Source organism: Streptomyces sp. NPDC022910, from assembly GCF_055561075.1.
Window position 1 is genome coordinate 22,226 of record NZ_JBVHHL010000074.1, and the last position, 10,914, is coordinate 33,139.

The 10,914-nt window shown below is 67.8% G+C and carries 10 protein-coding genes and 6 pseudogenes; 14 read left to right on the forward strand and 2 right to left on the reverse strand.

Annotated elements, in window-relative coordinates; translation table 11 throughout:
* Nucleotides 1–186 precede the first annotated feature (186 nt).
* A pseudogene (locus ACZ3TS_RS37800) lies at nt 187–943 on the forward strand (dienelactone hydrolase family protein).
* A gap of 286 nt (nt 944–1,229) precedes the next feature.
* Nucleotides 1,230–1,796, forward strand: a complete 567-nt coding sequence (locus tag ACZ3TS_RS37805; RefSeq protein ID WP_467626534.1) for a hypothetical protein — start codon at nt 1,230–1,232, stop codon at nt 1,794–1,796.
* Between the two features lie 53 nt (nt 1,797–1,849).
* Here ACZ3TS_RS37805 and ACZ3TS_RS37810 read toward each other — a convergent pair.
* A pseudogene (locus ACZ3TS_RS37810) lies at nt 1,850–1,936 on the reverse strand (IS200/IS605 family transposase); the annotation flags it as partial.
* A gap of 170 nt (nt 1,937–2,106) precedes the next feature.
* Between ACZ3TS_RS37810 and ACZ3TS_RS37815 the strand changes: the two are divergent.
* The 5 genes and pseudogenes from ACZ3TS_RS37815 to ACZ3TS_RS37835 form a co-directional block, all read left to right on the forward strand.
* Complete coding sequence (locus ACZ3TS_RS37815) at nt 2,107–2,613, forward strand: hypothetical protein (protein WP_467626536.1); 507 nt, start codon at nt 2,107–2,109, stop codon at nt 2,611–2,613.
* A 272-nt stretch (nt 2,614–2,885) separates the two neighbouring features.
* Nucleotides 2,886–3,173 carry a transposase gene (locus tag ACZ3TS_RS37820; RefSeq protein ID WP_467626538.1) on the forward strand — a complete coding sequence of 96 codons (288 nt, stop codon included), beginning with the start codon at nt 2,886–2,888 and terminating at the stop codon, nt 3,171–3,173.
* A gap of 122 nt (nt 3,174–3,295) precedes the next feature.
* Nucleotides 3,296–4,303 (forward strand): IS3 family transposase, encoded by a 1,008-nt coding sequence (locus ACZ3TS_RS37825; RefSeq protein WP_467626540.1) that lies wholly within the window; start codon nt 3,296–3,298, stop codon nt 4,301–4,303.
* A gap of 64 nt (nt 4,304–4,367) precedes the next feature.
* Nucleotides 4,368–4,558 (forward strand): annotated as a pseudogene (locus ACZ3TS_RS37830) (telomere-protecting terminal protein Tpg); the annotation flags it as partial.
* A gap of 83 nt (nt 4,559–4,641) precedes the next feature.
* Nucleotides 4,642–4,872, forward strand: a pseudogene (locus tag ACZ3TS_RS37835) (transposase); the annotation flags it as partial.
* A gap of 148 nt (nt 4,873–5,020) precedes the next feature.
* Here the strand turns inward: ACZ3TS_RS37835 and ACZ3TS_RS37840 are convergent.
* Nucleotides 5,021–6,229 (reverse strand): cation:proton antiporter, encoded by a 1,209-nt coding sequence (locus ACZ3TS_RS37840; RefSeq protein WP_467626543.1) that lies wholly within the window; start codon nt 6,227–6,229, stop codon nt 5,021–5,023.
* A gap of 229 nt (nt 6,230–6,458) precedes the next feature.
* Here ACZ3TS_RS37840 and ACZ3TS_RS37845 point away from each other — a divergent pair.
* The 7 genes and pseudogenes from ACZ3TS_RS37845 to ACZ3TS_RS37875 form a co-directional block, all read left to right on the forward strand.
* Nucleotides 6,459–6,693 (forward strand): annotated as a pseudogene (locus ACZ3TS_RS37845) (peptide-methionine (S)-S-oxide reductase); the annotation flags it as partial.
* A 295-nt stretch (nt 6,694–6,988) separates the two neighbouring features.
* Complete coding sequence (locus tag ACZ3TS_RS37850; protein ID WP_467626545.1) at nt 6,989–7,582, forward strand: molybdopterin-dependent oxidoreductase; 594 nt, start codon at nt 6,989–6,991, stop codon at nt 7,580–7,582.
* A 10-nt stretch (nt 7,583–7,592) separates the two neighbouring features.
* Nucleotides 7,593–8,312 carry an FAD-binding oxidoreductase gene (locus tag ACZ3TS_RS37855; RefSeq protein WP_467626548.1) on the forward strand — a complete coding sequence of 240 codons (720 nt, stop codon included), beginning with the start codon at nt 7,593–7,595 and terminating at the stop codon, nt 8,310–8,312.
* A gap of 10 nt (nt 8,313–8,322) precedes the next feature.
* Nucleotides 8,323–8,613 (forward strand): DUF6510 family protein, encoded by a 291-nt coding sequence (locus ACZ3TS_RS37860; RefSeq protein ID WP_079161720.1) that lies wholly within the window; start codon nt 8,323–8,325, stop codon nt 8,611–8,613.
* Between the two features lie 32 nt (nt 8,614–8,645).
* Nucleotides 8,646–9,320: an RraA family protein gene (locus ACZ3TS_RS37865; protein ID WP_467626553.1), complete on the forward strand. Its 675-nt coding sequence runs from the start codon at nt 8,646–8,648 to the stop codon at nt 9,318–9,320.
* 50 nt (nt 9,321–9,370) lie between these two features.
* Nucleotides 9,371–9,700 (forward strand): annotated as a pseudogene (locus ACZ3TS_RS37870) (cupin domain-containing protein); the annotation flags it as partial.
* A gap of 69 nt (nt 9,701–9,769) precedes the next feature.
* Nucleotides 9,770–10,252, forward strand: a complete 483-nt coding sequence (locus ACZ3TS_RS37875) for a DUF5134 domain-containing protein (protein WP_467626550.1) — start codon at nt 9,770–9,772, stop codon at nt 10,250–10,252.
* Nucleotides 10,253–10,914: the final 662 nt, after the last annotated feature.

Below are 10,914 nucleotides of genomic sequence, written 5' to 3' on the forward strand. Positions count from 1 at the left end.
GAAAAGGGTTTGGGCGGGACGACGCTCGATTGGTAGCGTGCGGCATACCGTGACGCCGCGCGAGGAGGTGAGACCCATGAACGCTGTATCTGTGTGGGTGCTCCCCCTCTTCGTCACGGACGGGCGACTGACGTAGATGTCGCCGGGAGCGCCTCAACGACAAGGCACTCCCGAAAGGCAACAACCTTGCATTCTGTGCAATTCACTGCGGAGACGTCGTCGAACAGCGTCGTCGAACGCGACTTCACTGTGGGTGAGGTCACCGGTGTGCTCTGGTCGCCGGCTTCCGGCTCCGAGCGCGCGCCTCTGGTGCTGATGGGTCACGGTGGCGGAACGCACAAGAAGTGGCCGGGAATGGTGGGCCGTGCACACCGCCTCGTGACCGGCTGCGGTTTCCACGTCGCCACCATCGACGCGCCCGGTCACGGCGGCCGGCCGCGCACGGCGGTCGACGAGCGGGAGATCGCCGCGCTACGGCAGGCGATGGCGGCGGGCGAGCCGGTCGGCCCGATCGTCGTCCGCCCACCTGGCGGAGCGTGCCGTGCCGGAGTGGCAGGCGACCCTGGACGCCCTCCAGGAACTGCCGGAGATCGGCACCGAAGTGCCGGTCGGTTACTTCGGCCTGAATATGGGCACGGCGATCGGAGTGCCGCTGACGGCGGTCGAACCCAGGATCACCGCCGCGGTCTTCGGCCTCCACTGGCCCGATGCCCTGGCCGAGACGGCGAGGCAGATCACCATTCCGGTCCAGTTTGTGCTCCAGTGGGACGACGAGCACATCCCGCGCCAATCCGGTCTCGCGTTGTTTGACGCCTTCGCCTCGAAGGAAAAGACGTTGCACGCCAACGCGGGCATGCATAAGGAGCTGCCCAGGTTCGAGGCCGACAGCGCGGTCCAGTTCTTCGCCCGGCATCTCGGCCGCGCCGTCACGGCACCGGCCTGACCTGACGGGTATCGGCGTCCGGCAACCAGTCGGGCGCCGATACCGCTGCCCCCGGGTTGAGGCTGGGCATCCAGATGATGGATCCGCGCAGCTGAAGTCCCACCACGTGATCCTCGGGCGTCTCGTCAGCGGCAGCCGCGACGGGACGGGTGCGCGGACGACCGACTGGCCCGCGCACCTTGAGGGTTCCGCCGACCCTGTCCCTCCTTCGCGACCTCCTCCAACGCCGCCAGGACCTGCCGGAGCGACCACCATCCCGGCCGCGTCGTGGTGTGCGCGGGTCACCGTGGAGTTCTCGCTGACCAAGGAGGGACAGGTCCGCCTGGCCCCGCCGGGCGGCCCCAGCGATCATCCCGTCCATCAGCACGGCGGACACACCGGCGTCGCGCCACTGTACGAAACGGTCGTAGACCATCTGCCAGGCCCCGAATTCCCGAGGCATCTCCCATCACTGGCCGCCGCGCGTAACGGCACGGTGGCGCGCCGCGTGATGACCGTGATCTACATGGACGCCGACATCCGGGTCACCGAGCCCACCGACGACCACCAGGCCCGAGATCTCGGCTGGATGCCCGGCACGAGGTTCGGCCAGATCCCGCGGACGCCGCTGGACCCCCGTCTTGTACGACAGCCGGACCGCCTGACGGCCTGCCCCACAAGGCGCCCGGCGCTGACCCGCCGGTCGCTCACGGCCCGGCCCGTGGTTGGTGCCCGCCTGCCAGGAATGGCCGCGATCGCCCACTCGCACCGAAGCAGTGGCGGTCACCCTCCGGGGGCGGCCGAGGACCGCAACCGCTACCGGGTCTATTCGCAGTGCACCGGGCTTCAGCCCGGTGGTGGAGCGAATCTTTGACCCGCTGTGACCTCAGCCGCCAACATGGATCCGTACGTTGACCTCAGCCGGAGTCAGAGGGGCCGGTTCTGCTGCTGGATGTACTGCTTGACGATGCTGAGCGGAGCGCCGCCGACCGACCCGGCGAAGTACGAGCCAGCCTCTTCGAACCACCCCGCCGCTCACCGCGCCCCCCTCCCGGCCGCAGGAATCATTGCCGAGCACGATGGCTTTCACAGAGCCTCGTGGTAACTGCGCGCTGTAGTCGGCCAGTTGAGCGTTATGGTAGGTGACTTTCAAATCCGAGTGGCATCACCATAAGGTCCAGTCCATGGACTGGTTGGCCCCGGTGAACACGCTGATCGGCGCCGTGGTCGGCGTCGGCTCCACGCTTCTCGCTGATCGACTTCGCTGGCGCCGTGACCGCGCGGCGCTGAACCAAGACACGCGTAGACGAGCCTATGCGGCATTCATGGCAGGGCTGTCGGACGTGTACACACGGCTGCACGAGATAGCACGCGACGGACGTGCGGCGGGGGAAGCACGGACGGCGGCCCATGAGGTGTTCGTGTCCAGCAGCTTGTATCCGTTGCGCTACGAGCTTGCGCTGATCGCTCCATGGGAGGTGATGGACCCTACCAATCAGGCCTTTTGGAAGGTTCGTGACCTCCGCGACCTGGTGGCCACGGGGGCTACCACGGAAGCTCCGGACTTTGTCCGTCATGTTCGCGACTATCTTGCGGCGGCTGAGGAAGCGCAGGTGGCCATGCGCCGGGATCTTGGTACTTCCTGGCCGCGGCGCGATCAGGCCCCTGATGCGCCTGTGCGCCATAACTGAGCTGCCAGGTCTGCCATTTGCGCTCTGGTGGGTGCGCGCTTGCCTGCCCGGCTATGTCACGCGGCGGCGGCCCGGCCCCAGGAGACCGAGGTCCGCGCTGCATGCGGCCGTTCAACTGGAGGGAAGCTGGCGCAGAGCGGTGGTGATGGCTCTTATTCGCTCGTTGAGGTTCACGAGTTCTTGGCGAAGCTCGTCCCCTCCCTGTCAGTCTGTGGTGAGACACCGGGTATGCCGGGTTATCCTTCCTGGGCGAGACAGGAGTCCACCCCCGTATGACCAGCACGAACGGTCCGATAGCCGAGTCCGAGGACCCGGCACCGAGGCCGACCCGCCGCCGGTTCTCCGCTGAGTACAAGCTGCGCATCGTCGCCGAGTACGACGCCGCCCCGACCGGTGAGAAAGGCGCGATCCTGCGCCGTGAGCGGCTGTACCACTCCCACATCATCGAATGGCGGGCAGCCCGGGATGCCGGGGCGATGGCCACCCTGACCGACCAGCGCACCAGCGCCGCCAGGCCGAAAAAGGCAGCAGAGCAGGCGGAGTTGGAGCGGCTGCGTTAGAAGGTCGCCCGGCTGGAGAAGGACCTGGCCAAGCGGGATGCCGCACTGCAGGTCATGGGAAAAGCTTCCGCGCTCTTGGAATTGCTTGCCGAGAGCGCGGACTGAGCGACGCCGTCGACCCTGTGGTGGACGAGGCGTTCACCGGCCTGCAAGCCCAGCTGGGCACCGCGGCCGCGTGCCGGCTGACCGGCCGCTCCCGGGCGACGCACTACCGGCAGCTCAAGCCCCGCCCGCCGATGGCGCGCGCGCCGCGTCCGGCTCCGCCCTCGGCCTTGTCCGCTGCCGAACGGGACTCGGTCCTGGCACTGCTGAACCGTCCGGAGTACGCCGAACTGCCGCCCGCCCAGGTCTGGGCCAGGGAACTGGACGCCGGGAACTACTGGTGCTCGCCCTCGACGATGTACCGGATCCTGCGGGCCGCCGGGCAGAACGGCGACCGCCGCCGCCAGGCCACCCACCCGGCGAAAGTGAAGCCGGAACTGGTCGCCGACGGTCCCTCGCAAGTGTGGTCGTGGGACATCACCAAACTGCGCGGACCGGACAAGGGCGACTGGTACCACCTGTACGTCCTGATCGACATCTACAGCCGCTACGTGGTCGGCTGGACCGTCGCCGCGCGTGAAGACAGCCTGATCGCCCAGGAGTTGATCCGGGCCGCGATCGAAACCAACGGCGTCGTGCCGCACACCGTCCACGCCGACCGGGGCACCTCGATGACCTCCAAGCCGGTCGCCCAGCTGCTGACGGATCTCGGCGTCACCCGTTCACACTCCCGGCCGAAAGTATCCGACGACAACCCCTACAGCGAAGCCCACTTCAAGACCATCAAGTACAGCGGCGACTTCCCCGACCGGTTCGGCTCCCTGCAGCACGCCCGCGACTGGTGCGAGGGCTTACTCACCTACTACAACCACGAACACCGGCACTCGGCGATCGGCCTGCACACCCCGGCCAGCGTCCACTTCGGCACCGCCGACCTGGTCCGTCGGCAGCGAGCGATCACCCTCACCCAGGCATACGCGGCACACCCCGAACGCTTCGCCCGCCGCCCCCAGCCGCCCACGCTGCCCTCCGCCGTGTGGATCAACGAACCCCGGCCCGAGACAGAACCTCAGAAACAGAACTCATAACCTCAAACTGTCTCATTTGACTTGACAGCTTCCGCTGGCATCATCATCTTCGACACTTACGAGGATCCATTCCGCCGACAATGCCTTGAGTAGGCACCTACTTGTTGCCCTGCCGCTGTAGTACGCCGCCCGTCTCTTTGAGGCTCAGGAGCAGGCCGCCACCGAGCAGCGCCTGCGGCGGACAGCGGCCGCCGCGCCGGCCAGCTCGAGGAGGTTCGCTTCACCGACATCGAGCACCTCCAGTTCGACCTATAACAGCCGCGCCCGAACTCGCCCAGGCCCGGTTGGCGCAGGCCCTGAAGACCACACCGTAGACAGTGAAGAACTGGGAGAACGGCCGGAGTTTCTCCTGGCGCGACTACCGCGACCTGCTCATCGCCGCCCACACCCAGCTCGGCGGCCCGATCGTCCTCGTCTGGGACAATCTCAACGTCCACAAGGCCGCAGAACTACGGGAGTTCGCCGCGACCCGGGACTGGCTGACCATCTACCATCTGCCGCCCTACGCCCCCGACCTCAACCCAGTCGAGGGCATCTGGTCCCTGCGGCAGACGAAGCGCTCTCGGGCTGCGGGTAGCGCTCTGCCCTGGCGGGCCGGGCCGGTGCCTGCCTGGCCCGCGTCTTTGGGGCGGCCGTGAGCCGGAGCACGGTCCCGCGCCTGGTCGACGTTCTTCCGGAACCGGGGTGCCCGCGCCGCGCGTGGGCGGTCGCGACGAATCATTCCGCCTCCTTCTCGGGCCCCGATCTTGCGGATCCCCGTGAACGGTTCAGCAATGGCAAGGCCGTCAGAGGAAACACGACCACTGACAGCAGGCCCGCCGCCACCAGCGCGGCGGCGTTAGCCGGTCGGATCGCCTCCAACTTCAAGCCGATCGTCGTCGCAGCCACGATGACCGGGAGCGAAGTGGCCTGCAAGAGTCCGCTGGCCATGACCTCGGCGCGCGAGAGGCCGGCGCTGCGGTAGACCAATGCGGGCACTCCACGAACGAGGAGGAGCGCGGCAAGGAACATCGGTACCCGCAGCGCCGTTCCGGCGTCCGCGAACAGGGCTCCAAGGTCGAACTGGATGCCGCTCGTCACGAAGAAGACCGGGATGAGAAAGCCATAGCCGAGGCCCTCCAGTTTGACGTGGAACTGCGGGTGCGTCTGTTCGGAGTCGGGGTCGACCAGCCGTAGCACGGCCCCTGCGATGAAGGCACCCAGAACGGCCTCGAATCCGAGATGCAGGGCGACCGCGGATAGACCAACGATCAGAACCATGGTCAAGCGGACCCGGACTTGAGCGCTCGTGTCCGCCAGGTTCATTACCGTCTGGGACAGCCACATGGAGCGTCCTGCGCGTATTGAGGCCACCACGATGAGCACCATCAGGCAAGCAAGGCCGAGCAGGAGAAGCAGCCTGGAAGCCGGGCCCGATGCATGCTCGGAGAAGAACAGCGACAGCAACACCACAGCGCTGATCTCACCTGCCGAGCCTCCACCGATGGTCAGCTGGCCAACTGGCCGGTCGACCGCGCCGGCGTCCTCGAGGATCGGGACCAGAAGTCCCAGAGACGTGGCCACCAGCGCGGTGCCGAGGAGCAGCGGGCTCTCGAACAACCCGGCGATGTGCAGCATCCAGCCGACGGCTGCGGCCAGCGCAAGTGTGCCGGCCAGACCAATACCGACGAGCCTCGCACGCGGCCCGCGTAGTTGCTTGAAGTCGATCTCGAGCCCGGCAAGGAACAACAGGAAGCTCAGTCCAATGATCGACAAGGCCTGAACGGTGGCGTCCGGCTGCACCACATTCAGCACCGCCGGGCCAAGAACGACGCCAGCCAGGATCTCGAGGACCGGGCCCGGGAGAGGGACGCGGGGCACCAGGGCGAGGAGGAAGGGGACACCGGCGGCTACCGCGAGAACGATGACCAGGTTGTCGTACGACATCGCGACTCCGGCGGCCGGTCGGCGGGGCAAGGTTCTGACCCAGATTGCCCCATCCGATGGTGTTATGGCCGGTCGAAGAACCAACCGGCGCGTCTCGCCGCTCCGACAAGTCTGCTCCGCGCAGTTCGGCGAGCAGGGGCTCGTGCCAGCGAGGCGGGACTGCGGCCTCGGTCCAGTTCCGCGGTCGGCACCGGCTGGTCACCCCGGAACACCGCGGCCACCGCATTAGTTTTTCTTCCAGATCCACGATCCAACTACGAAGAACCGCCAGGGTAACGACGTCGGTCTCAGCTACCGCTCGGCGATCTATTACGTGGATGAAGAGCAGAGGAAAGATTGAACCCGTCGGTCCCTTCTGGGAGGCCGAGCCCGAGCATCGACATTACTTGGAGCGCTATCCCAACGGATACACCTGCCGCTTTGTCCGCCCGGGATGGCGGCGTTCCATATGCGCGAGGGATTGATGGCGGGCGCCTGAGCGGTCGCGTCGTGCGAGTGACTCGAGAAGGTCACTGATATCCAACGGAGATCCGTGGGTCTGGAACGAACCTCCAGGGTGCGGTGGCTGCGGGCCTCACTGATGTGGCGGCGCGGAGCGTTCAGGCTCCGGCAGTGTCGACGATGATGTTGGTGCGACCGTCAAGGTGGCCGATTCCACCGTGTACGCCACGGTCGGCGGCTTCCGGGCTGCTGATCGTGACGGAGGCGAGAATGCTCACGGTTGGTTACGCTGTCGATACGATGGGTGGTGAGCGACACATGGTCACGCGCGGATTCACGGGACGTCCTCGACGCACGGAAGGCGAGGTCCCGCCGGGGCAGTTCGTCACCAGTGACTTCCCGGTCCTCACGGCGGGCCCGACCCAGCACGTACCGACCCGCGCGTGGGAGCTGGTGGTCACCGACGGGACCACGGAGAGGACCTACGGGTGGGCATCGCTGCGCGATCTGGGCGTGGTGGACGTGACCACCGACATTCACTGCGTCACGCACTGGTCCAAGCTGGGGACGACCTGGCAGGGCGTTCCGGTGGCGGCCGTGCTGGAGGACGCCGGGGTGGCCGACGAGCCCTACGCGCTGGTGTCCTCGTACGGCGGCTACACCACGAACGTCCCGGTGGAGGACCTGGTGGACCGCGACGCGATGGTCGCGGTGGGCTACGAGGGCGGTCCGATCCCGGCCGAGCACGGCGGGCCGGTCCGGCTGCTGGTGCCGCACCTGTATCTGTGGAAATCTGCCAAGTGGTTGCGCGGGATCCGGGTGATGCCCGAGGACGAGCTAGGGTTCTGGGAGAACGCCGGCTACCACCACCGCGGTGACCCGTTCCTCGAACAGCGCTACTACGGTGACTGACCGTTCAGCCATGCCACCGCGCGTGCGCCCCGTTCACGGCTGGCGAGCCGCCACTGTGGCCGGTACGGCGCGTGAGAGCGCCTCGGCGCGCAGCATCCGGCTCGCAGTCGCCGGCTGGCCGGGGCATGTCGCCGGCCAGCACATCGACGTCCGGCTCACCGCCGAGGACGGGTACCAGGCCACCCGCAGCTTCTCGCTGTCCTCCGCGCCCGGGGAGGCGCCGCAGATCACCGTGGAACGCGTGGACGACGGCGAAGTGTCTCCATACCTGGTCGACGTCGCCACCGACGGTGATGCCCTGGAGGTCATGGGACCGGTGGGGGGCTATTTCGTGTGGCAGCCCGGCGACGACGTACCGCTGCTCCTGGTCGCCGGCGGCTCCGGCATCGCGCCGATGCGCGCCATCTGGCGGGCCGCCCGCGCTCACGGCACTCCGGTGCGACTGGTGTACTCCGCGCGCACCGCGGACCGGGTCATCTTCGCCGACGAGCTGCGCAGTCCCAACGGGCCGGAGAGCACCGTCCACCTGACCCGCGAACGCGCGGCGGGGTTCGAGCACGGCCGGCTGAGAGCCGAGCAGCTGAGCGCGCTGCTTCGTCCGGGTGGTGTTCGCGAGCCGCGGCTGCGGGCTTACGTGTCCGGCCCGACCGCCTTCGTCGAGGAAGCCGCCCGCGGACTGATCAACGCCGGCTTGGACGCCGACTCGTTGAGGACCGAGAGGTTCGGATAGGAGGCCCGCAGTGAACGCAGAGGAAGACCTCCTCTCCGTGCCCCCGGAGGACGGCTATGTGGACGGCAACGCCGTCGCCGGGGCGATGTCCCTGGCTCTGGGCCGGGACGCAACCACGATCGTCCTGGAGTGTGCCGAGTGCGGGGATCGGCACCGCGTCGCCGAGACCAGGGTCTATCTGCGCTGTCCCGGCATGGTGGTGCGCTGTCCGGCGTGCTCGGCGTGCGAGGTGCTGCTCGTCGACCGACCACGCCGGCTCCAGCTCACCCTGATGTCGATCCGTACCTTGGAGCTGCCGTGACCCCCGCCCCGCCAGGCGAAGACCGAGAGGCGGTGGCCGAGCGGCGTGCTCGGGCGGCCCGGTCGCTGGCATGCGCGGACATCGTCGACGCCCTCAGACGAATCCATCGGCACCACGCACACATTGACGACCTTGTCACTCCGACACCAGGCCGGGTCCTGTTCGGGCCGGCGGTCACGATCTCCTTCTTCCCCTCCTGTTCGGTGATGGTGGACCCCGAGACCCACACCTTCGGCGCTCTGTTCCAGCAGGCGGTGGGCGTCAAATCCGACGATGCCCGGGGCAAGGTGCTGGTACTGGCGAGCAACGGCCACCGCGACGTCTCCATCGGCGGCGGCACCAAGCTTTCCCTGCTGGCGCGCCACGGCCTGGCCGGTGTGCTCACCGACGCACGGCTGCGAGACTTCGCCCAGCTGCAGTCCTACCCCTTCGCGGCCTACTGTTCCGCGGAGGCCGTGCGATGGGGCGGCGATGTGATCACGCCGTACCAGGCGAACGTGCCGATCGTGGTCGCGGGGGTGGGCGTGCACCCGGGGCAGTACGTCTTCGCCGACGACTCCGGCGCGGTGGTGATCCCCGAACCCGACATCGACACCGTGCTCGACGGAGCCGTGACGGTGGGCAAGGAGGAGGCAGCTTTCCGTGCCCAGGTCGAGCAGGAACGCACGACCGGCGGAGCCGGCACCGAAGGACAGCGGGAAGGCTGACACACCAGGGCAACGAGGGACGTCACTCCGGCCGAAGCGGGCTCTGCGAGTCAAGTCCGACGATTCAGGTCGAGTGGGAGCCCGGGGACCCGGGAACTCCGCCGCACCGCCACTCGGGGCCGGCGTTCGGTTACGTCATCGAGGGCGCGGTGCGTTTCGAACTCGAGGGCGAGCTCGAGCGCGTGGTCGAGGCCGGCGGGACGTTCTGGGAGCCGGGTGGTGACGTGATCCATTACCAGGACGGCAACGCGCTGGCGGATGCGCGGACCCGGTTCGTCGTGACCATGATGTGCGCGCCGGGCAAACCCATGCTCGAGCTGGTCGACGAGGAGGAACTGGCACAGCGGGCCCATCTGCGCGCCCCGCGGCCCACCGACTGACCTGCCGCCCGCTCGCACTGGCCGGTTCCGAACCGAACCCGTCCGCTCTGTGGGAAGGCGCGACAAGGCGTGAGGGCCACTGATTTCGTGTACTGCATGCTGGCAGTGCTGTTCGCGGCGGCGGCCATCCACGCGCTGCGGCATGGTGTCCTGCCACGGAGTTCCGGATGGCCCAGGCGAGTCGACCATCGCCTGCACACCGGCATGGGCCTGGCCATGGCGATGATGCCGTGGAATTGGCGTCGTATGCTGCCGGAGGTGCCGCAGACGGCCTTCTTTGCTGCCGCCACACTCTGGTTCCCGCTGACCGCTGTCCGCCGTTGCCAGGAGCCCAGACTGACCGCAACCGCACGGAGGCTGCCGTACGCGGCCGGCACGGCGGCGATGGCCTGGATGACGTACTCTCCGACGGGCCCGTCGCACGAGGCCCTGCCGGGGCTCCCGGCGGTGCACCAAGCCGCGCATCTCGGTCACTCCGCGGGGGAATCGAAGCCCGGCGACATGGTCACCGGAGTGCTGGCACTGTTCCTCCTTGTGTGCGCTCTTCGGTAGCTGACCCGCGACATGCCCACACTGCGCAGAGCTTCGGAAACCTTGGACATCTCCACCAGCATCACGGATCCTTCGCCACCTCTGGGACGGATCGATGACCCTGGGATCGGCCATCATGCCGCTCATGCACCACTGACCGCCGTCAGCACCTGGACCGCGCAGGATGCGGTCGGCTTCGTACGGCAGAGGACATCGGATCGGCAGGGCCGGCCACGGATCCGCTTCCCGGTGGCCGGCCAAGCCGGGAGCTTCGACACGGGACGCCATCAGGTCGAGGAGGGTGGCGGCGATGGTACTGACTGCTCATAAGCGCCACCGCAACGGCAGCCCGAAGATGCTCGGGGTGGCGACCTGAGATACCCGACGGAGACGGCAGAACAGCCGGCCCGACCTTCGAGTACGTCGCACCCGAGCTCCGCCGGTGAGCGGCGACGAGCGGCGCCGGGTCGTCGTACTTGAGAACGGCCCGTACGTGGTCTACGGGCGGATCCCGCTGAGACGTAGACGCAAGATCATGTCCGAGGACAACGAATCTCTGGCTTGGGAGACTCGTGAAACCATCGAGACTGAAGTTCCCCCGCTGAGCTGGACAGCCTGATACTGGGACGGTTGGGTCCCGGAGGAAGCAGTCCAGGTTGAGTGGCAAGAGCAACATGAGCAAG